Origin of the sequence: Streptomyces sp. NBC_00193, assembly GCF_026342735.1 — a bacterium.
GTDB classification, from domain to species: domain Bacteria; phylum Actinomycetota; class Actinomycetes; order Streptomycetales; family Streptomycetaceae; genus Streptomyces; species Streptomyces stoeckheimensis.
Map to the genome: position 1 here is coordinate 1,132,200 of NZ_JAPEMM010000002.1, position 20,509 is coordinate 1,152,708.

A 20,509-nucleotide genomic window follows, 5' to 3' on the forward strand; every position below is an offset into this window, starting at 1 on the left:
CACCTCGGGCAATCTCGCCCCGCTGATCGGGGAGTTCGGCGTCGTTCCGAGCACCGGCTGGGACGCCCTCGCCCGGGACGCGTTCACCGAGGCGCGCCGACGGGGAGCCACCGCGAAGCGGACGGCCCGCGCCTGGCGGCACCTGCCGTTCCACCTGTCGCAGTGCAACGCCGAGCGGCGCGCGGCCGTCCTCGACTGGATCGACTCCGAGACCGCCCGTCTGCCGGCCGCCAGGGCCGCCGGGCTCGCACCCCTGATCGCGGACACCCGTGGCGCTTGCGAGTTGCCTGGGGCCTAGCCGCGTACGGGAACCACCGCCACCGGGCACAGGGCGTGCAGGAGTACCGCGTTGGACACCGAGCCCATCAGGAGGGAGTTGGCGCGCAGGCGGCGGCGGTGGCGGCCCACCACGATGAGGTCGGCCTGCTGGGAGGCGGTGACCAGGCGGCCGGCCGGGTCGCCCGGGGTGACCACCGCTTCGACGGTGACGTCGGGGTAGTGCCTGGTCAGGTACGGCTGGAGCCGGGTGCGCTGGTCCTCGGCGAGTTCCCGGGCCGCTTCGGTGGCCTCGGCGCCGACCGCGCCCGGCGGGTAGCCGCCGCCGCGTTCCGCGACGAGGGAGCCGACCAGGGTGAGCGAGGACAGCGGGACCAGGTGCGTGGAGACGGCCTGGAGCACCGCGCCCCGGCGGCGGGCCTCCGCGAAGGCGAAGTCGACGACGTCCTCGGAGGTTTCGCCGGGTGCCAGGCCCAGGACGACTCGGCGTTCGCCGCCCGGGGTCCCCGCTCCGGGCTCCTGGGTGACGAGCCGCGCGCTGTGCGGGACGACCACGACCGGGCAGGGCGCCTGGGCCGCGCACACCCGGCTGTTGGAGCCGAGCAGGAGGCTGGCGAAGCCGCCGAGTCCGCGCGAGCCCATGACCAGGAGCTGCGCTCCCGCCGCGAGTTCGGTCAGGGTGGCGGAGGGGGTTCCGTCGCGGGACACGTAGGTGACGGGCGGCAGGTCCTCCCGGCCCGCCAGCCGGTCCCGTACCACCCCCAGCACCGGATCGGTGTCCCAGTCGGGCGGCGGTACGAGCGACTCCCCGGGGGCGTGGCCCCGCGGGGAGTCCGGCCGTACGTGTGCCACGTGGAGCGCCGCTCCACGCGTGCGGGCGGTGTCGAGGGCCCAGTCCAGGGTCCTCAGGCTGTGTTCCGAGCCGTCCACCGCGGCCAGGACGGGCCTGGCGGGGAGGGTACCTGCCGAGTCGGTCTGCATGCCTCCACCTTCCGGCGGAGCGGGCCCTGCGGGCAGGGACCGAAGGCCCTACTTCATGCGGTAGTCGGCCTTCTCGGCGAGTTTGCCGTCCTTGTAGCAGAAGCGCAGCACCGTATCGCCGCTCCCGGAGTCGGACAGGTACCAGGAGCACTGGGTGCCGGCGGGCACGGCGGGGCCGCCGTCCTTGAGGGCCGAGGTGACGAAGCTTTCGCCGGACGGCAGCTTGGCGCGGACCTCGGTCTCGGGGTCGCCGACCTTCACGGCCTCGTACACCTTGTGGTCGACGAGGGTCTTGTCGGCCACGTCGATGACCTTGCCCACCCCGAACAGCAGCGCCACCAGCAGTCCGATCCCCAGTACCCCGGCCACCGCACAGCCGATCAGACATCCATTGCGTCGCGCCACGTCGAGCTCCTCGTTCCTCTGCCATCCGTCGGACGGCTTCCGTCCGTGATCTCGACTCTCGCAAGCGCGGACGGCCGCTGCTGTTCTCCAAAGTCTTGGGTCCGCGCAACGATCGTCGTTCGAGGTCGGACCGGGTGCGGCGTGTATACAGGGATGAGAACGATCATTCGGACGAAACGTGAGGAACCATCGTGAGCCAGAACACCGAGCCTCTGATCGTCGTCGGCGTGGACGGTTCGAACCACTCGAAGGAGGCCCTGCGCTGGGCCGTGGCCCAGGCGAAGGCCATCGGCGGCCGCGTGCACGCCGTGATGAGCTGGCAGTGGAACACCAACCCCTTCGGCGTCAGCCCGGCCGAGCAGACCGAGCTGGTCCACGCCGAGGACGCGGCCCGGCAGAAGCTCGCGGACACCGTGGCGGAGGCGGTCGGCACCTCGCCGGGCGTTCCGGTCTTCCGCCGGGTGGAGCAGGGCGCGCCCGCGCAGGTGCTGGTGGAGGCCTCGAAGGAAGCGGCGCTGACGGTCGTCGGCACCCGCGGCTACGGCGGCATCAAGGGCGCGCTGCTGGGCTCGGTGAGCCAGCAGGTGGTGCAGTACGCGGCCAGTACGGTCGTCGTGGTCCGCGAGGACGGCTCCGCCTGAGGAACTGAGGGACTGCGGCCCCCGCCGCTCAGGCCGGCGCCGCTCAGGCCGGCGCCGCGCCGAGGTCCGCCGGGTCGGTGTTGGCCCCGCAGAGCACCACGGCGACCCGCTCGCCGAGCGGCCCGGGCGCGGTGCGTACGGCCGCCAGGGCGGTGGCCGCGCCCGCTTCGACCACGATGCGGTGCTCGTCCCAGAGCGCGCGCCGGGCGGCGGTGATCGCTACGTCCGGGACCAGGACCGATACGGCGTTCGGCTCCCGTACGGCGGCCAGCGCGTCCGCGGAGACCCGGGTGGCTCCGAGCGAGTCGGAGGCCACGGAGTCCACCGGGACGTCGACCAGCCGGCCGGCTTCGAGGGCCGCGTTCAGGGCCCGGCAGTTCTCCGGCTCGGCCGCGACGACCCGTACGCCGTGTTCCCGCGCGGCGGTCGCGATGCCGGCGAACAGCCCGCCTCCGCCGACCGCGACGACGACCGTGTCCAGACCGGGCAGGGCGGTGCGGATCTCGTCGAGCAGGGTCCCGGCGCCCGCGGCGATGAGCGGATGGTCGTACGCGTGGCTGCTCAGCGCCCCGCTCCCGGCGGCGAACTCCCGGCAGGCGGCGAGCGCTTGGGCGTACCGGTCGCCGACGAGCCGGACGTCGGCGCCGTAGCCGCGCAGTCGTTCCACCTTCACGCGCGGGGCCGTGGCCGGCAGGAACACGGTGGCGGGTACGCCCTCGGCACGGGCCGCCCAGGCGCAGGCGAGCCCGGCGTTGCCGCCGGAGGCGATGGTGACCCCGGCGTCGGGGAGGGTGCCTGCGGCGCGGTGGGCGACGAGGAAGTTGCGGGCACCGCGCGCCTTGAAGGAGCCGGTGTGCTGGAGGTACTCCAGGGCGTACGAGATCCCTCCTCCCGCCGGTATCACCGCGACGGGGCGCACGGCCCCGGCGATCCGGCCGGCTGCGGCGCGCACGGCGGCGTAGTCGAGCGGCACCGCGTCGAGCGGCACTGCGTAAGGCTGCACCGGGGCGAGCTGCACCGCGTCGAGCTGCTGTTCCATGAACCCGTACTCCTGTCGTTCGACACTCTCGTCAGGCTCCGGCGGGCCGGTTCGCCTCGATCAGCTGGCGCAGGGCGCCGTAGTACACCTCGTGGTCGGTCAGGGCGGGCAGTACGTCGGCCAGCCCGGCCGAGAGCACGGGGAACTCGGCGGGGTCCAGGGCGGCCAGCGCCCCGCGCGAGGCGGCGGTGGCGGCAGCCGGGTCCCGGTGGTCGACGAAGGCCGCACTGCCCAGGGTCAGCAGGTACATCCGCCGGTACGCGGTCATCGCCTCGGCGGGGGTCATCCCGGCGGCCACGCTGTCGGCGAGCGCCGGTTCCACGAGCCGGGCGAGCAGCTGCCGGCCGAGCCAGGGGCGGCCGCCGCGCAGGATCATCAGCCCGGGGTGCGCCGCGAGGAGCCGGTAGAGGGCGGTGAACCGCTGCTCGGCGGCTTCGGCCCAGCCCACCTCGGCCGGGATGTCGGGCAGCTGGGCGGCGAGGTGTTCGGTGCAGAGGTCGAGCAGCCCGGCGAGGTCGGTGCACCGGCGCTGGACGGTGGCGTGCGAGACGTCGAGCTGCTCGGCGAGCGCGCGGAAGCTGAGTGCGGCGGGCCCCTGCTCGTCGAGGATCCGCAGGGCGGCGGCGGCGATGGCCGCGGGTGTGGCGCGGTCCAGGGCGGCTGATCTTCTCGGCATGAGATACAGCGTATCATCCACCGTCACAGTCAGCGGCACATCCATCGTCACGTACGGCGTATCAGCCCCTTCGTACGCACTCGACTACACCCATATTGCTGGTCATTGATCAATAACCCCCGACTTATGTTGACAGCGGGTAGTCACACCGCTGCACTGAGCCCTCGACAGCCCCCACGTCAAGGAGACTCCGTGCCGCCTCGCCTGCGTGCGTCGCTCCCCTGTCTGACCGCGGCCGCCCTGCTCGCCCTCGCGCTCTGCCCCGCCCCGGCGGCGGCCGAGCCCACCGCGACGTCGGACACCCCGCTCGCGCTCACCCCGCCCATGGGCTGGAACAACTGGGCGCACTACATGTGCGATATCGACGAGGCCAAGGTCGTGGCGAACGCGGACGCGCTCGTGTCCACCGGCCTGGCCGCCAAGGGCTACGACACCGTCACCATCGACGACTGCTGGATGACCAAGAGCCGCGACGCCGACGGCAATCTGGTCGTCGACACGGAGAAGTTCCCGCACGGCATGGCCTGGCTCGGCGCGTACCTGCACGCCAGGAAGCTGAAGTTCGGCATCTACCAGGACGCCGGCTCCCTCACCTGCGAGCGCTACCCCGGCAGCGGCTCCCCCGAGGGCGGCGGCCCCGACCACTACGCCCGCGACGCCCGGCAGTTCGCCTCCTGGAAGGTGGACTACGTCAAGATGGACGGCTGCAACCTCTGGGTGCCCGAGGGCAAGACCAAGGAGCAGGCCTACCGGGACGCCTACAACTCGGTCGCCCGGGCACTGCGCGACAGCGGCCGGGACATGGTGCTGTCCGCCTCGGCGCCCGCCTACTTCCAGCAGGGCGAATGGGGTGGGTCGGACTGGCACAAGGTGATCGACTGGGTCGGCGAGACCGGCCAGCTGTGGCGCGAGGGCCGGGACATCAAGGTCTACAAGCCGACCGCCCCGGACACCTCGCGCTGGAGCTCGGTCCTGGGCAACTACGGCTACAACCGCTGGCTGGGCAGGTACGCCGGCCCCGGCAACTGGAACGACCCCGACTTCCTGATCGCGGGCGCCCCCGGACTCACCGCGGCGGAGAGCCGCAGCCAGGTCGGCCTGTGGGCCATGATGGCCGCGCCGTTCATCCTGTCCTCGCAGGTCTCCGAGCTCACCCCGGACGGCCTCGCCGCCCTGGGCAACACCGACCTGATCGCGCTGGACCAGGACCCGATGGGCCGCCAGGGCACGGTGGTCTCCTCGAACGCCACCTTCGACATCCTGGTGCGGCCGCTGGCCAACGGGGACCGCGCGGTCGCCGTGCTCAACCGGTCCGGCGCCGCCCGCGACATCCGCGTACCGCTCGACGAGCTCGGGCTGGACTCCTGCACCGTCGAGGCGAAGAACCTGTGGAACGGTGAATCCCGGGAGCTGTCCGAGACGTTGACCGGAACGGTGGCCGCGCACGACACGGGTGTCTGGCGGCTCACCCCGCACACCGGCTGCGCCGAGGCCGTGCCCACCGGGCAGATCGCCGGCCGCGGCTCCGGTACGAGCGCCGCCTGCGCCGACGGGGCGAACACCACCGGCGTCGGCGCCGTCGTGATGGCCGCCTGTACGGGCGCACCCGACCAGCGCTGGACCGTGGGCCGGGACAGCAGCCTGCGCCTGGCCGGAGCCTGCCTGTCGGCGGGCGAGGAGGGCCTAGTGGAGCTGGCCGACTGCTCGGACGGGCGGCAGCGCCGCGCGGCGGGCCAGAGCTGGACGCCCCGCCGGGACGGAGCCCTGGTCGAGGACGCGAGCGGGCTCTGCCTGACGGCGCCCGCCCCCGCGGCGGCCCCCGCCGAGCCGGGCACCCCCGCCGAGCGGCTGCGGCTGACGCCCTGCGGCGACCACCAGGTCGACCAGGCGTGGGCCCTGCCGGTCTGACGGCCCGCCCCATGGGGAAGCAGACGAGGCACCAGACGAGGAAGCACCCGCCCACCGAGCCGAGCGAGCCGGCCGCAGCGCCGGGGCCGACCGAGCCGACGAAAACGAGGACGACGCGTATGCCGGTCCCCCTCCCCCACCGCGCCCGGGCCGCCCGGCGGGTGCGCCGCCGGGTCACCCTGGCCGCGCTGCCCGCGGCCCTGCTGACCCTGGCCGTCGCCGGGGCGGCCCCCGGAGCGACCGCTCCCGCCGCCGGGGCGACGGCTCCCGCGGCCCAGTCCCCCACCCGGTCCCCCGCCCCGGCCCCCGCCCCGTCACCCGCGCGGGCCGGGGCGGGACACGGCGCGGCGGCGCCCCCGGCCCGGCCGCGGGTCTTCGACTCCGCCCCCGCGCGGGCCTCGCTGCAGCGGCTGCTGCCGCGCCACGCGGGGCAGTTCACGCTGGTGCCCGACGCAGCGGCCGGGCCCGACACCTTCACCGTGTCCGGGACGGCCGGCGCGATCACCGTCCGGGGCTCCACCGGCGCCACCCTGCTCACCGGGGTCGGCTGGTACCTCCAGCACGTCGCCGGAGCCGACATCGGCTGGCCCGGCGACAGCATCGGCCTGCTGCCCGCCGAGCTGCCTGCGGTGCCCTCCCCGGTCACCCGCAGCGCGCAGGTGGCGCACCGGTACGCGCTGAACGACACCGACGACGGGTACTCCGGCCCGTACCGCACCTTCGAGGAGCACCAGCGGCAGATCGACCTGCTCGCCCTGCACGGCATCAACGAGGTGTTCGTGCAGGTCGGTGCCGAGTACCCGTACTACCGGGCGCTCCAGCAGTTCGGCTACTCCGCCGAGGAGCTGCGGGAGTGGATCCCCGGTCCGGGCCACCAGAGCTGGTGGCTGCTGCAGAACCTGAGCGGCTTCGGCGGTCCGGTGTCCGAGGAACTGATGCGCGGGCGGGCCGAGTTGGGCGGCAGGATCGCCGAACAGCTGCGCGGCCTCGGCATGACCCCGGTGCTGCCGGGCTATTTCGGGACGGTGCCGCCGGCCTTCGCGGGACGCAACCCGGGCGCCGTGACGGTCCCGCAGGGCGACTGGGCGGGCTTCGAACGGCCCGACTGGCTGGACCCGGTGTCGCCGCCCTTCGCCCGGCTGGCCGCCGCGTACTACGCGGAGCAGCGCGCGGTGTTCGGGGACAGCACGATGTACCGGATGAGCCCGCTGCACGAGGGCGGGCAGACCGGCTCGGTGGACGTGAAGACGGCCGCCGGGGCGGTGCAGCAGGCCCTGTGGGCGGCCCATCCGGGTGCACTGTGGGCGGTGCTGGGCTGGCAGGACGATCCGACCAAGGAGCTGCTGGCCGGGGTGGACACCTCGAAGCTGCTGATCCTGGACGGACTCTCCGACCGCTACAACCGGCTGGACCGCGAGACCCGTTGGGGCGGGACCTCGTACGCCATCGGCTCGATCTACAACTTCGGCGGGCACACGACGATCGGCGCCAACACCTCGGTGTGGATCGACCGGTACCAGTCCTGGCGGGCCAAGCCCGACAGCGCGCTGACCGGCATCGCCTACCTGCCCGAGGCGACCGGGACCAATCCGGCGGCCTTCGACCTCTTCACCGACCTGGCCTGGGAGCCCGGCCCCGTCGACCAGCAGAAGTGGTTCGCGGACTTCGCGAGCCGGCGGTACGGAGCCCCGGACGCCAAGGCCGCCGCGGCCTGGGAGGAGCTGCGCAAGGGCCCGTACAGCACCTCCTCGGGGCTGTGGTCGGAGTCCCAGGACAGCCTGTTCAGCGCCCGGCCGAGCCTGACAGCGGTGGGGTCGGCCTACTGGAGCCCCAAGGCGATGCGGTACCAGGCCGGTTCGGTGCGCCGGGCCCTGGACCACCTGCTCGGGGTGGACCCCCGGCTGCGCGGCTCCAGCGCCTACCGCTTCGACCTGGTGGACACCGCCCGGCAGGCCCTCGCCAACCACTCGCGGGTGCTGCTGCCGCAGATCAAGGCGGCCTACGATGCCCGGGACCTGGCCCTGTTCCGCCGGCTGACCGCCGACTGGGCCCATCGGGAGAAGCAGTTGGACGCGCTCGTCGGCTCCGATCCGAACTTCCTGCTCGGATCCTGGCTGTCGGCGGCCCGCGCGCACGGCGCGGACGCGGCCGAGCAGGACCGGTACGAGTACGACGCCCGCTCGATCCTCAGCGTGTGGGGGCGGCAGAGCACCAGCGAGGGCGGCTTCCTGCACGACTACGCGAACCGTGAATGGAGCGGCCTGATCAGCGAGTTGTACGCCCGGCGGTGGTCCTCCTACTTCGCCTCGCTGGAGGACGCATTGGTGCGGCGCGCCGCACCGAGGGCGATCGACTGGCACGCCTTCGAGGAGGACTGGGCCAAGCTCACCACGCGCCACCCGGCGCGGCCGAGCGGTGACCCGTACACCTTGGCGAGCGGCATCGCCGCCACCCTTCCCGAGGTCAACTGACCTACACCACACGGGAGATGGGAGTCCCCCACCCGGGAGCCGCTCACCCTCCGGGGGGAGGCTCCCCACTCGCCCGGGGGACAACCGGGCCGACTGCGCCACGCTCTAGCGCGGCACCGGGTTCACTGAAGGACACTGCCGGAAACGGATCAGGGGCGGTCGCCGGAGCCATCCGGCGACCGCCCTTTCCGACGCCTCCCCCGCCGGAAGGACGCCCGCCATGTCCGAGACCGACCCGCACCGCACCGCCACGACGCCGGAGCTGCTGACGCTCCTCACCGACGGGATCGTGGAGCTGCGCAAGCGCCGGCAGATCGCCGCCCACCGGGCGGCGGGCCCGGCGGATCCGGAGGGCCGCCTCGCGGCCATGGCCCGGCGAGCCGCGGCGCGGGCCGGGCACCCGCTCGTCTGACGACTGCACCGGTCCGGGGCCGCCGCCCGCCCGAGGCGCGGACCCCCCGGTCGGATGCACCCTGGTACCTGGGGGGACACATCCCACCGAGCGGGGCGGCGGTGACTCCGCATGATCCGTACGAAACCGCGGCGGGCCGGCCCCGGCACGCCCCGCAGGCCCGGCCGCAACGCGCTCGGCGCCGTCGGCGGACTGCTCGCCGCCTTCGCCGGCCTCGCCGTGGCCCAGCTCGCCGCGGCGGCCGTCCGGCCCGAGGCCGCCCCGCTCACCGCTGTCGGCGGGGCCGTGGTCGACGCGACCCCGGCCGCCGTCAAGGAGTGGGCGATCCGCCGGTTCGGCACCGACGACAAGCTGGTCCTGACCCTGGGCAACGGCGCCCTGCTGGCCGCCGTGGCGATCGCGGCCGGTCTGCTCGCCGTACGCCGCCCCGCCGCGGGCACCGCCCTCGCGGCCGCCTTCGGCGTGCTCAGCGCGGCGGCCGCACTCAGCCGGCCGGAGGCGGCCTGGCAGGACGCGCTGCCCTCACTGGCGGGCGGGTTCGCGGCCGCCGGAGCGCTGTACCTCCTGGTCAGAGCCATCCCGCCGCCCCGCCCACGACCCTCCGGCACCGGCCCGCCCGGCGCCATGGACCGGCGCGGTTTCGGCCGCCTCGCCCTCGCCACCCTGGCCCTCTCGGCCGGAGCCGGGTACGCCGGGCGGCGGCTCGGCGCCTTCGGGGACGCGGGAGCCACGGCCTCGCGGGCCGGGTTCGTCCTGCCCCCGCCCACCGTGCCCGCCCCGCCCGTACCGGCCGGGGCGGAGCTGCGGATCCCCGGAACCACCCCCTTCATCACCCCCAACCGGGCGTTCTACCGGGTGGACACCGCCCTGGTCGTCCCGCGCGTGGACGCTGACACGTGGCGGCTGCGCGTGCACGGGGACGGGGTCTCCAAGCCCCTCGCCCTCGGCCTGCGGGAGCTGCTCGCCCGGCCCCTGGTCGAGCACGACGCCACCCTCACCTGCGTGTCGAACGAGGTCGGCGGCCCGTACGCGGGCAATGCCCGCTGGCTGGGCGTGCGCCTCGCCGACCTGCTCCGCGAGGCGGGGGTGCGGCCGCCTTCGCAGGGCGGTCCCGCGGACCAGCTCGTGGCGCGCTCGGTGGACGGGATGACGATCGGCACCCCCGTCGAGGCCGTGATGGACGGCCGGGAAGCGCTGCTGGCCGTGGGCATGAACGGCGAGCCGCTCCCCTTCGCACACGGTTTCCCCGTCCGGATGATCGTGCCGGGCCTGTACGGGTACGTCTCCGCGTGCAAGTGGCTGCGCGAGCTGCGGCTCACCACCTTCGCCGCGTACGACGCGTACTGGGTGCGCCGCTCCTGGGCGCAGCAGGCTCCGGTCAAGACCCAGTCGCGCATCGACACCCCGCGCCCCTTCGCCGAGGTCGCGGCGGGCCGGGTGGCGGTCGCCGGGGTGGCGTGGGCGCTGCACCGGGGCATCGCGCGGGTCGAGGTACGGGTGGACGCGGGCCCGTGGCGGGAGGCCCGGCTCGGCGCGGCGGACGGGGACGACACCTGGCGCCAGTGGGTGTGGCTCTGGGAGGCGGCTCCCGGCGGGCACACCCTCCAGGTCCGCGCCACGGACCGCACCGGCGCCGTACAGACGGGGGAACGCGCCGGCACTCTCCCCGACGGCGCCACCGGCCGGCACACGGTGACGGTCCGGGTGCGGGGCTAGGCCCTGTCGTGCCGGTCAGGCCGGATCAGGGCCCCGTCCAGTCGAAGGTGATGTGCTTGCTGGACCGGCCTTCTCGGCTCCAGAGGAAGCCGTGGGCATCGGCACGGTCCACCGTCGAGCGGCCCCAGGTCGCGACCTGGCCCGGTCCGGTCTCCGAACCCGGCAGGTTGGTCGACTGGACGCGCGCACCCTCCGGAGTCGTGGGTCCCGTGAGCGCGACCGCGCCCGCCTCGACCCGGCCCGGCACCACGGCCCGCCAGCTCGCGAGGTCGTCGGCGACCTCGATCTCGATGGGGGCGAACTCCATGCCGCGCATCTCGGCGCCCATCATGCCCACCATCTCGGCGGGCCAGCTGCCCGCCTGCCCACCGAAGATCATCTGAAGGGCCCCGCGCTGGAGGTCGTCGGCGCGTTCGTCGACGAAGACCGCGGCGTACGTGTCCGTGTGCTCGGCCCAGATGTTGCCGACGAAGGAGCCCAGCATCAGCACGTTCAGGCCGTCCAGCGGTACGTCGCCGTAGCGGCCCTCGCGGATGTGCCAGGCCAGGATGCCGTCGCAATCGCCGTGGGTGGGCAGTTGCGCGAAGGAGCAGGGGCAGGGCACGTTGCACTTGCAGGTGTCGAACCAGTCGCCCGCCGCGTGCCACCGGGGAACGGCCGCCGTCGTTTCGGACATCTCCCTGCCTCCTCCTGACCGTGCCGGGACGTCGGTCTCGGGCGGACGGCAGAGCCCCCGGGAACCGTCGCCGGCCCACGCCCGGGTCGTACGGGACGTACGGGTATCCACTCCGATTGTCCCACCGCAGGGGTCACTCGGAGGAGATGTCTTTTCGCGCGCACGCGCGCTTCGGCCGTGATGTGCTGGAGGTGTGCGCCTCGACCGGAAGGCCCTGTCACCCCCTCTCCGGCCGGCGAATCTGCTGTCGGCCCGCCGGCTTGCGTTCGCCTGGTCCGTGATGGCGTCGATCGCCCTCCTGGCTTGGGTGCTGGTGGTCGACCAGGCCCGTGACATGGGGGTCGAGCCGGGAACCATGGGCATGGGCGTCCCGCTGTTCCTGCTGCTGTGGCTGGTCATGATGATCGGCATGATGTTCCCGTCGGTGGCCCCGGTGGCCCTCACCTGGGTGCGGGCCATCGGGCGCCGGTCGCCCACGGGAGTCGTGCGGGCAGCTCGTACCACCGAGTTCCTGGCCGGGTACCTGCTGGCCTGGACGGCCTTCGGCCTGATCGCCTACGGGCTCCTCGCCGGGACCGGGGCCCTGGTGGACGAGCACCCGGGCGCCGGGCGCTGGATCGGCGCCGGGGCGTTCCTGGTCGCCGGGCTGTACCAGTTCGGCCCGTGGAAGGACCTCTGCCTGCGGCACTGCCGGAGCCCGATGGGCCAGCTCGTGCGCTACGCGGGCTTCCGGCCCCGGGCCCGCGATCTGCGGGTCGGGGCGCACCACGGGGCGTACTGCGTGGGCTGCTGCTGGGGGCTGATGGTGGTGCTCGTCCCGCTGGGCGTCATGAACGTCCTGGCGATGGCCGCGGTGGCCGTGGTGATCTTCGTCGAGAAGCTGTGGCGGCTGGGCCCCGTCTTCTCGCAGGTCGTCGGGGCAGCCTTCCTCGTACTCGCGGTGCTGAGCCTCTTCCAGCCCTGGCTGCTGCCGGGCCTGATCCCGCCGCAGTCGCCCATGACGGAGATGCTCCGCCCCTAGGCCGGGCGTCTTACGGACCGGCCCGGCTCAGCAGGAGACGGCCGCGCCCTCGGCCGGGCAGACCATGGTGGCCGGGCCGGCCAGGGCGCGTGCCTCGTGGAGCAGACCGGGCGGGGTGGCGGCGCTGAGGGTCCAGACGACGGCGCCGCCGCCCGACGGCGCCGGGACGGCCGCGAGCCGGTCCCGCAGGTCGGCCTCGGCGGTCTCCGGGTACGGGAGGTGGAGCGTCTCGTAGCGCACCGGGGCCGTGTCCACCGGAAGGATCCCGATCCGGCGACGGCCGCCGCCGGAGTCAGGGTCGATCAGCAGCTCCGTGTAACCACGGCCGCCCGTCTCTGCGGGGCCGCGGGCGTGGGTGTTGCCCGGGTAGGCGGCGAAGGCACCGGCTCCGGGGACCAGCCGGTGGTGGACGTGGCCCAGCGCCCAGTAGTCGTACCCGGCGCGGGCCAGCGTCCGCGGGTCGGCCGGTGCGCAGACCCGGCGGCTCCAGGCCCCGTGCAGGCTGGTGTGCAGCAGCCCTATGTTGACGGCGCCGGGGGTCGCGGACGGGAAGCCGGCCGCGAGGTCGCGGCGCTCGTCGGGCTCCGCCACCGACTGGCCGTGGACGGTGATGCCGAGGTCGGGCCAGGTCACCGACTCGGGGGCGTCGGCGCCGAGCCAGCGCACCGAGGGCGGCAGGTGCAGTTTGTGCGGCAGCGGGGTCTCGGCGTCGTGGTTGCCCGAGACCACCACCGTGCGCAGGCCCGCCTCGTGGAAAGTGCCGAGGGCGTCCTGGCAGGCGGCCAGCGCCCGGGCGTCGCAGTGGCGGCGGTCGAAGACGTCCCCGGCGATGAGCACCGCGTCGTAGCCACCCTCGACGATGCGGCGCACGGCCGCGCGCAGGGCCTCGTACGGGGCTTCGCGCCGGTCTATCGCGGGCGCGCCGGGGTAGTCCGCCAGCCCGCGCAGGGCGGAGCCTATGTGCAGGTCGGCCAGGTGGGCCACGCGTATCGGCGCGGTCGCGGAGGTGTTCACGAGCCGAGGATGAGTTCGGTCTTGAAGGCGTCCCGCTCCAGCAGCCAGCCCTCGGCGCGGAGCTTGCCCATCAGGTCGGAACGCAGCTCGACCGCGTCCCGCAGGGTGCGCCCCTTGGCGGTGATCTCGGCGAACCAGGCCAGCTCTCCGGAGGCGGTCCGCAGCTGGCTGACTTGCGTCTCCATCGCGTGATCGAGCATCCGGCCAGGATAGTTGGCCTGTCTTACGGGACCGTGGAGTCGGGATGAAGCGGTGACCGACTCCGCCCAACCAGCAGGTTTCGCAGCCCACTTGGCGAGCTTTCCGGGGAGACGCTCCAGGACCAGCGCGCGGGAGGCGTCGAGCCCCGGGAGTTCGCCGGGCTCCAGCCCCGGGACCGGCCGGCACTTCTTGTTGGTGAAGTCGAGGGTGGCGCGGGTGTGGCTGAGGTTGACCTGGACGGAGTAATTGCCGTCATCCGCGCAGAAGTTGTGACCGGAGGCCCGGTCCATCACGCGCCGCACCGCGGCCGGGTCCGTGCCGTCGCCCTCGATGTCGAAGCGGGCCTTGTAGGCGAGGCGGATCCGGTTCTCGTCGTCGTGACGCCGGATGCGGACGATCCAGCCCTGCCCGTTCAGGCTGCGCCCGGCGTCGTCCATGTACTGGGCGACCTCGAAGCGGCCGGGCGCGCCGAGGGACAGCGCGGCGGCCGCGGCGGCCGTGGGCAGACCGTCGGCGTCGAGCACCCGGTCCGGGTCGACCAGCAGCTTGACCTGGTAGCCCGCGCGCACCGGAGCCACCGGCGACATCCTGGTGTGCACCCCGGAACGAATCCGGCGGCTCGCCGCTTTCTTGACCTTCTTCGCGCTCTGCGTGTTCTGTACTTTCTGCGTTTTGCGCATATCCCCGTCGATCATGCCTCATACGGCACCAGCCCGCCCGAAAGCCCCGGAACCGTGCAGGTGAACAGGCGGTGAATCTACCCCAGGACCAAGGTCCCGACCTGTGAGGTCTCACGGCCCGCAGGCTCGGGATCTTCGCCGCACGTTCACGCCGGACGAAGATCATGGATTGTGAATGCATTCACAAGATCCCACCAGCGGGCAAAGGTGCACGTCATGACCGCTCCGCTCACCCCGCCCCGCAAGATCACCGTCACCGGCCCGACCACCGGCGCCCCCCGGGGGTGAGAGGGGTCCCACACTCGCCCTGCCCGCGGGACGAAGGACCCCTTCGCGCACACCTTCGACTCGGTAGCCGGCGCCGGCCGGCTAGACCTGGTCTTCCTGACGGGCCTGCTCGGGTCCGACACGATGCGCGCCGCCCGCTCCCCCGGGCGGTGCGCATCGTAGATTTGGCGCAATGTCCGGAATTCTCCGATTCCGTCGCACGTCAGGAGCCGGCGCAGTGGAGCTGACCAGTACGTCGTTCCTCGTCACGCTGATCGTCGTCACCGGGCTCGCGATGCTCGCCGCGCTGCTCCTGTGGAACCGGATCCCCGGCCCCGGCTGGGTGCGCTGGCCGGCCCGGCTGCTGATGATCGGCCTGTGCCAGCTCACCGCCATCTGCGTGGTGGCGACCTGGATCAACGGGAGCTACGGCCTCTACTCCTCGTGGGACGACCTGCTGGGCACCGAAGCCGGGCAGAACGACTCCGCCATGACCGGGCCGCCGCTCGGGCGGGCCAAGTTCACCCTCGGCGGCGACGGCACCCGCACCACGTACTTCCGCGGCTCCCACTCCAAGCTCGCCGGCCAGGTGATCGTGTGGACTCCCCCGGAGTACGACGCACCGGGCGCGGAGAAGACCCGGTTCCCCGTGCTGATGCTGCTGCACGGCTATCCGGGCTCCCCCCGGTCCTGGCTCGACATCGGCGACATGCCCGGCGCGCTGGAGCAGCTCGTCCAGCTCGGCGCGGCGCACCCCTTCATCCTGGTGATCCCCGACCTGTACCCCGGCGGCGTGAACACCGACTGCACGAACACCCCGCAGCGCAAGGTGGCGAGCTGGCTCGCGGAGGACGTGCCGGACCTGGTCGCCAAGAACTTCCGCACGCTCCCCGAGCCCAAGGGCTGGGGGCTGATGGGCATCTCCACCGGGGCCTTCTGCGCGGCCAAGCTCCCGCTCCAGTACCCGAGGGCGTTCCGGGCGGGCGCGGCCCTGGACCCGGATCCGCTGACCGGCGACCCGGACGTGCTGTCCGATCCGGTGCTGCGCGAGCGCAACAGCCCGATGTGGCTGGTCGCGCACGCGAAGAATACGGACGTCGGGCTGTTCCTGGCCACCTCCGCGCAGGACAAGGACAGCCCGCCGCAGCAGCTGACCGACTTCACCGAGGCGGCCCGGAACTCCGGGGTACGGATCAAGACCCTGGTCCGCCCTCAGGGCGGGCACAACTTCCAGACCTGGATCGGCATGTACCCCGACGCACTGGGGTGGCTCAGTACCGAGATCTCACCGCCGTCCGAAGCCCCGTAGGCGGACCGGCAGCGACTCGACGCTGTTGCCTATGAAGCTGCGCTGGTGCGGGAGTTCGGCCTCGGGCACGGCCAGGTCCAGGTCCGGGAAGCGGGTGAAGAGGGCTCCCAGGGCGATGGTGGCCTCCAGCCGGGCGAGCGGGGCTCCGACGCAGTAGTGGGCGCCGTGCCCGAAGGAGAGGTTGCGGGCGGCGGTGGGGCGGGTCAGGTCGAAGCGGTCGGCGTCCGGGCCGTGGACGGCCTCGTCGCGGCCGGCCGCCGTGTAGCCGGCGAGGACCGGGGTGCCCTGCGGGATCACGGTCCCGTCGATGGTCAGGTCGCGGGTCGGGTAGCGGAACGGGAACCAGCTGACCGGGCCGTCGTAGCGCAGGGTCTCGTCGACCACGTCCGACCACGTGGCCTTCCCCTCCAGGACCAGCGCGAGCTGGTCGCGGTGGGTGCACAGGGCGCGTACGGCGTTGCTGATCAGGTTGAGCGTGGTCTCGTGGCCCGCGACCAGCATCAGCCGCATGGTGCCGGTGAGTTCGGCTTCGCTGAGCCGGTCGCCGTCGTCGTCCCGGGCGGCGATCAGCGCGCTCGTCAGGTCCTCGCCCGGATCGGCCCGGCGGGTGGCGGCGATGGCGCCGATCAGCTCGATGAGCTCACGCACGGCCGCCATGACCTCGGCCGGGGTGGTGTCGGTGGCGATGACGGCGGTGTGGGTCAACTCGTGCAGCCGCCCGCGGTGTTCGGGGTCCACGCCGAGGAGTTCGCAGATCACGCTCATCGGGAGCGGGAGGGCGACGTGCGTGCGCAGGTCCGCCACCCCGTCCGGGGAGGCCTCCGCCGCCCGCTCCAGGTCGGCCAGCAGCGCGTCCGTCAGCTCCTCGATGCGGGGGCGCAGCCGCTCCACCTGCCGGACGGTGAAGGCGTTGCCCACCAGGGAGCGCAGCCGGCGGTGGTCGGCGTCGTCGGCGGTGTGCATGCCCTGGGCGTTGGCGAAGACGCGCAGCGGCCAGTCCGCGGGGATGGTGCCGTCGTGCAGGGCCGGGAAGTGCCGGGCGGACTTGGCCACATCGGGGTGGGCGAGGAACTCCTTCAGCGCCTCGTGGCCGAGGACGACCGCGCCGGGGACCCCGCCGGGAAGCACCACCTCGGCCACGGCGCCCCGGGCGCGCAGCCGGGCGTTGAGGGCGTGCGGGCAGCCGCCCGCGGGGTCGATGACGTGCGGGGGCACGGCCGCGGACGCGGACGGGAGCGTGGACGGGGGCGTCGGCTCGGATGCCTGCGCGGGGTCGGTGGACAAGCCTGTCTCCTGACAATACGAACGGATCTCGGCCAACAGTGCGGCCTCTGGGGGTGGTTGTTCAAGGCCGCACCCGCCCTGTCTCACGAATCCCCGAGGGGGTGTCGTACTGCCCGGCCGCGCGCGAGCGTCGTAGGGTCGGGGTCATGGCGCAGGTACGGCGGACTCTCGAAGGCAAGGTGGCCCTGGTGGCCGGGGCGACCCGCGGGGCGGGCCGGGGCATCGCGGTCGCCCTGGGGGCCCAGGGCGCGACGGTGTACGTGAGCGGGCGCAGTACGCGCGGCAAGCGCTCGGAGTACGACCGGCCCGAGACGATCGAGGAGACGGCCGAGCTGGTCACGGCGGCGGGCGGGCACGGAATCGCGGTGGTCGCGGACCACTTGGTGCCCGAACAGGTCGAGGCGCTGGTCGGGCGGATCGACTCCGAGCAGGGCCGGCTCGACGTGCTGGTGAACGACATCTGGGGCGGCGAGCGGCTCTTCGAGTGGGAGAGCACGGTCTGGGAGCACGACCTGGACAAGGGTCTGCGGCTGCTGCGGCTGGCCGTGGAGACCCACGCGGTGACCAGCCACTACGCGCTCCCGCTGCTGCTGCGCCAGCCGGGCGGGCTGGTGGTGGAGATGACGGACGGCACCGCGGAGTACAACGCGAGCCGCTACCGGGTCTCCTTCTTCTACGACATCGCCAAGTCCGCGGTGCTGCGCATGGCGTTCGCCCTCGGACACGAGGTGGGACCGCGCGGAGCGACGGCGGTGGCCCTGACCCCGGGCTGGCTGCGGTCGGAGATGATGCTCGACGCCTTCGGTGTCACCGAGGCGAATTGGCGGGACGCGCTGAAGACGGTCCCGCACTTCGGCATCTCGGAGACCCCGCTCTACGTCGGCCGCGCGGTCGCCGCCCTGGCCGCCGACCCGGAACTGTCCCGCTGGAACGGGCAGTCGCTCTCCAGCGGGCAGCTCGCCCGGGTCTACGGCTTCACGGACGTGGACGGCAGCCGGCCGGACGCCTGGCGGTACATGGTCGAGGTCCAGGACCCCGACCTCCCGGCGGACCCCACCGGTTACCGGTAGGACGCACCTCGGCCCCGCTCCAGGGCCCGGTCAGCCTCACTCCAAGGCCTGGCCAACCTCACTCCAGCGCCCGGTCAGCCCCGCTCCAGCAGCCGCGCGATCCCGTCCAGGACGCAGCGCAGGCCGAAGTCCCACACGGTCTCGGGGCTGTACCCGCCGACCGCGCTGCCGACCCGCCCGGCGAGGGGGTAGCGCTCGGGGTCCATGGCCCGTTCCAGCAGCGGGGCGCTGAGCTCCCACCACTCCTGGTCGCTCTGGCGGGCGTTGTGCGCGGCGGTGTCGGCGGCGGCCAGGGCCTGCGCGTGGACGAAGCCGAGGAGGTGGGTCAGGGCGGCGTCCATCTCCACGTCGGTGAGGCCGATGCCCTCGAAGGCCGCGAGCTCGCACTCGTACTTGCCGATCACTCCGGGGCCCAGCGGGGGCCGGGTGACGGACACCTCGCCCATCCACGGGTGCCGCAGGTACAGCGCGCGGTTGTCCTCGGCGACGCGGGCGACCTTCTCCCGCCATGACTCCTCGGGGCCCGGCTCGCCGCGCTCCATGGCCAGGTACGCGGCGTCCAGCATCAGGTCGAGCAGCTCGGCCTTGCCGGGGACGTAGGTGTAGAGGGTCATGGGGGTCACCCCCAGCCGCTGGGCCAGCGCCCGCATGGTCAGTGCGGCCAGCCCGGCCCCGCCGCCCTGCCCCGCCTCGTCGGCGAGCGCGATCGCACCGTCGACGACGGCGTCGACGGTCAGCCCCTGCCGGGGCCCGCGCCGCCCGCTGGGCGCCCCCTGCCCCGGCTCGCGCCACAGCAGCTCCAACGTGCGGACGGGGTCGCCCGCGCCGCTCCGGTCCGTGGTCACTCCCGACCCCTTCCCGCCGCCTTCCGGCAGCCTGCTCATTTAACTTTCTACGCTGTATAGAATACTGTGTATAATGAAATTCCGAGCCGCGACACCAGGAGGACCCATGCGGATCACCGCTACCGCCATCTGCCTCACCGTCGAGGACACCACGACCTCATCCACCTTCCTGACCAGGCACTTCGGATTCAAGGAAACGATGGCCGCCGAAGGCTTCGCTTCCCTCTCCCACCCCGACGGCCCGAACGTGGTCTTCGTACGGCGCGGCCTGGAGGTGCTCCCCGAGGAGCTCCGCGAGCAGCACGCCGCCGGGGTGCTCCTCGCGTTCACCGTGGCCGACCTGCCCGCCGAGTACGAGCGGCTGCGCGCCGAGGGCGTCCCGATCGTCATGGAGCCGCGCGTGGAGCCCTGGGGCGAGCGGGTGTTCCTGGTGGCCGACCCCAACGGCGTGATCATCGAGCTGGTCGACTGGGTCGAGACCGCGGCCGAGCCGGCCGCCGGCACCACCGCCTAGCCGGGCGGGTTCACCCCGCGGCGATCCCGGGGCCGTCACCGGCCAGCGGGGCGAAGAAGCGGGCCACGTCCTGCTCGGTGACCTCGCCGAGGGTGGGCGGGGACCAGCGCGGGCTGCGGTCCTTGTCGACGACCTGCGCCCGGATGCCCTCGACCAGGTCGGGGGAGGTCAGCGCATTGCAGGAGACCCGGAACTCCTGTTCCAGCACCGGTTCCAGCGCGCCGAGCGCGGCGGCCCGGCGCACGGCCTCCAGGGTCACCTTGAGGGCGGTCGGGGACTTGGCGAGGATCGTCTCGGCGGCCTCCTTCGCCTCCGGCTCCCCGTATCCGAGCAGCCGATCCACGATCTCCTCCACGGTGCCGGCGGCGTAGCAGTGGTCGATCCAGCCCCGCGCTCCGGCCAGCGCCGCCGGCCCGGCATCGGCGGCGTACCGGCCCAGCACCTCCCGGGCCGGGGCCCCGGCGAGCTCGGCGGTCAGCTCCGGCAGCCGGTCGGCGGGGACGAAGTGGTCGGCGAGCCCGCACAGCAGCGCGTCGGCGGCGCCCACCGCGGAGCCGGTGAGGGCGAGATGCGTGCCGAGCAGGCCGGGAGCGCGGGCCAGCAGGTGGGTGCCGCCGACGTCCGGGACGAAGCCGATGCCGGTTTCAGGCATGGCGACGCGGGAGCGCCCGGTGACCACGCGCACGCTGCCGTGGGCGGACACGCCGACTCCGCCGCCCATCACGATGCCGTCCATGAGGGCGACGTAGGGCTTGGGATAGCGGGCGATGTACGCGTTGAGCCGGTACTCGTCGCGCCAGAAGGCGGCCGAAGCCCGCGTCCCGGCCTTCGCGTCGTCGTGGATGGCCCGGATGTCCCCGCCCGCGCACAGCCCCCGGTCACCGGCGCCGCGGATGAGCACCTGCTCCACGCCCGGATCCCGCTCCCAGCCGGTCAGGGCCTCGGCGATGCGGAGCACCATGGGGTGGGTGAGGGCGTTGAGGGCCCTGGGGCGGTTGAGGGTGATCACCCCGGTGCGGCCTTCGACGGCGCACAGGACGGTGTCGGCGGTGTCGGCGGCTGCGGTGTCGGCTTCGATCTTCACGCCGTCCAGTATGGAGGGC

General features: G+C 73.5%; 19 protein-coding genes. 9 read left to right on the forward strand and 10 right to left on the reverse strand.

The window, feature by feature from the left end; genetic code table 11:
- Positions 1 to 294: 294 nt before the first annotated feature.
- The gene (locus OG898_RS33255) at positions 295 to 1,257 is read right to left on the reverse strand and encodes a universal stress protein (protein ID WP_250741929.1); all 963 of its coding nucleotides are present in this window, start codon (positions 1,255 to 1,257) and stop codon (positions 295 to 297) included.
- Between the two features lie 48 nt (positions 1,258 to 1,305).
- Complete coding sequence (locus OG898_RS33260; RefSeq protein ID WP_266962005.1) at positions 1,306 to 1,662, reverse strand: hypothetical protein; 357 nt, start codon at positions 1,660 to 1,662, stop codon at positions 1,306 to 1,308.
- Between the two features lie 191 nt (positions 1,663 to 1,853).
- On the opposite strand from OG898_RS33260, the gene OG898_RS33265 reads away from it, so the two are divergent.
- The gene (locus tag OG898_RS33265; RefSeq protein WP_250741931.1) at positions 1,854 to 2,303 is read left to right on the forward strand and encodes a universal stress protein; all 450 of its coding nucleotides are present in this window, start codon (positions 1,854 to 1,856) and stop codon (positions 2,301 to 2,303) included.
- Between the two features lie 43 nt (positions 2,304 to 2,346).
- Here OG898_RS33265 and OG898_RS33270 read toward each other — a convergent pair whose 3' ends face one another.
- Together OG898_RS33270 and OG898_RS33275 are read right to left on the reverse strand one after the other, a co-directional pair.
- Positions 2,347 to 3,342: a serine/threonine dehydratase gene (locus OG898_RS33270; protein WP_266962007.1), complete on the reverse strand. Its 996-nt coding sequence runs from the start codon at positions 3,340 to 3,342 to the stop codon at positions 2,347 to 2,349.
- Between the two features lie 31 nt (positions 3,343 to 3,373).
- Positions 3,374 to 4,018 (reverse strand): TetR family transcriptional regulator, encoded by a 645-nt coding sequence (locus OG898_RS33275; protein WP_250741933.1) that lies wholly within the window; start codon positions 4,016 to 4,018, stop codon positions 3,374 to 3,376.
- A gap of 192 nt (positions 4,019 to 4,210) precedes the next feature.
- On the opposite strand from OG898_RS33275, the gene OG898_RS33280 reads away from it, so the two are divergent.
- The 4 genes from OG898_RS33280 (at position 4,211) to OG898_RS33295 (ending at position 10,525) form a co-directional block, all read left to right on the forward strand.
- Complete coding sequence (locus OG898_RS33280; protein WP_266962009.1) at positions 4,211 to 5,926, forward strand: alpha-galactosidase; 1,716 nt, start codon at positions 4,211 to 4,213, stop codon at positions 5,924 to 5,926.
- A 119-nt stretch (positions 5,927 to 6,045) separates the two neighbouring features.
- Complete coding sequence (locus OG898_RS33285) at positions 6,046 to 8,397, forward strand: alpha-N-acetylglucosaminidase (protein WP_250741935.1); 2,352 nt, start codon at positions 6,046 to 6,048, stop codon at positions 8,395 to 8,397.
- Positions 8,398 to 8,617: 220 nt separating this feature from the next.
- Positions 8,618 to 8,809: a hypothetical protein gene (locus OG898_RS33290; protein ID WP_250741936.1), complete on the forward strand. Its 192-nt coding sequence runs from the start codon at positions 8,618 to 8,620 to the stop codon at positions 8,807 to 8,809.
- A 111-nt stretch (positions 8,810 to 8,920) separates the two neighbouring features.
- A complete protein-coding gene (locus OG898_RS33295) occupies positions 8,921 to 10,525 on the forward strand; it encodes a molybdopterin-dependent oxidoreductase (RefSeq protein WP_266962011.1) in 1,605 nt (534 codons plus the stop codon).
- Between the two features lie 25 nt (positions 10,526 to 10,550).
- Here the strand turns inward: OG898_RS33295 and OG898_RS33300 are convergent, their stop codons facing one another.
- Positions 10,551 to 11,201 carry a DUF1326 domain-containing protein gene (locus tag OG898_RS33300; RefSeq protein WP_250741938.1) on the reverse strand — a complete coding sequence of 217 codons (651 nt, stop codon included), beginning with the start codon at positions 11,199 to 11,201 and terminating at the stop codon, positions 10,551 to 10,553.
- 193 nt (positions 11,202 to 11,394) lie between these two features.
- Between OG898_RS33300 and OG898_RS33305 the strand changes: the two genes are divergently transcribed.
- The gene (locus OG898_RS33305) at positions 11,395 to 12,222 is read left to right on the forward strand and encodes a DUF2182 domain-containing protein (RefSeq protein ID WP_266962013.1); all 828 of its coding nucleotides are present in this window, start codon (positions 11,395 to 11,397) and stop codon (positions 12,220 to 12,222) included.
- A 27-nt stretch (positions 12,223 to 12,249) separates the two neighbouring features.
- Here OG898_RS33305 and OG898_RS33310 read toward each other — a convergent pair whose 3' ends face one another.
- Together OG898_RS33310 and OG898_RS33315 are read right to left on the reverse strand one after the other, a co-directional pair.
- Positions 12,250 to 13,236, reverse strand: a complete 987-nt coding sequence (locus tag OG898_RS33310; protein WP_266962014.1) for a DNA repair exonuclease — start codon at positions 13,234 to 13,236, stop codon at positions 12,250 to 12,252.
- The gene (locus OG898_RS33315) at positions 13,233 to 14,117 is read right to left on the reverse strand and encodes a hypothetical protein (RefSeq protein WP_266962015.1); all 885 of its coding nucleotides are present in this window, start codon (positions 14,115 to 14,117) and stop codon (positions 13,233 to 13,235) included. The genes OG898_RS33310 and OG898_RS33315 overlap by 4 nt, the downstream gene beginning before the upstream one ends.
- Positions 14,118 to 14,622: 505 nt before the next feature.
- Here OG898_RS33315 and OG898_RS33320 point away from each other — a divergent pair.
- On the forward strand, positions 14,623 to 15,693 hold the full coding sequence (locus tag OG898_RS33320) for an esterase family protein (RefSeq protein WP_266962017.1): 1,071 nt from the start codon (positions 14,623 to 14,625) through the stop codon (positions 15,691 to 15,693).
- On the opposite strand, the gene OG898_RS33325 is transcribed toward OG898_RS33320, so the two are convergent.
- Positions 15,670 to 16,908, reverse strand: a complete 1,239-nt coding sequence (locus tag OG898_RS33325) for a cytochrome P450 (RefSeq protein WP_266962701.1) — start codon at positions 16,906 to 16,908, stop codon at positions 15,670 to 15,672. The genes OG898_RS33320 and OG898_RS33325 overlap by 24 nt on opposite strands.
- Before the next feature lie 215 nt (positions 16,909 to 17,123).
- Here OG898_RS33325 and OG898_RS33330 point away from each other — a divergent pair, with 215 nt between their 5' ends.
- Positions 17,124 to 18,047: an SDR family oxidoreductase gene (locus OG898_RS33330; protein ID WP_250741943.1), complete on the forward strand. Its 924-nt coding sequence runs from the start codon at positions 17,124 to 17,126 to the stop codon at positions 18,045 to 18,047.
- A gap of 74 nt (positions 18,048 to 18,121) precedes the next feature.
- On the opposite strand, the gene OG898_RS33335 is transcribed toward OG898_RS33330, so the two are convergent.
- A complete protein-coding gene (locus OG898_RS33335; protein WP_266962019.1) occupies positions 18,122 to 18,892 on the reverse strand; it encodes a TetR/AcrR family transcriptional regulator C-terminal domain-containing protein in 771 nt (256 codons plus the stop codon).
- A gap of 106 nt (positions 18,893 to 18,998) precedes the next feature.
- Between OG898_RS33335 and OG898_RS33340 the strand changes: the two genes are divergently transcribed.
- Positions 18,999 to 19,406, forward strand: a complete 408-nt coding sequence (locus OG898_RS33340; protein ID WP_250741945.1) for a VOC family protein — start codon at positions 18,999 to 19,001, stop codon at positions 19,404 to 19,406.
- 10 nt (positions 19,407 to 19,416) lie between these two features.
- On the opposite strand, the gene OG898_RS33345 is transcribed toward OG898_RS33340, so the two are convergent.
- Entirely contained in the window at positions 19,417 to 20,490 is a 1,074-nt protein-coding gene (locus tag OG898_RS33345; protein ID WP_266962022.1) for an enoyl-CoA hydratase/isomerase family protein, read from the reverse strand.
- Positions 20,491 to 20,509: the final 19 nt, after the last annotated feature.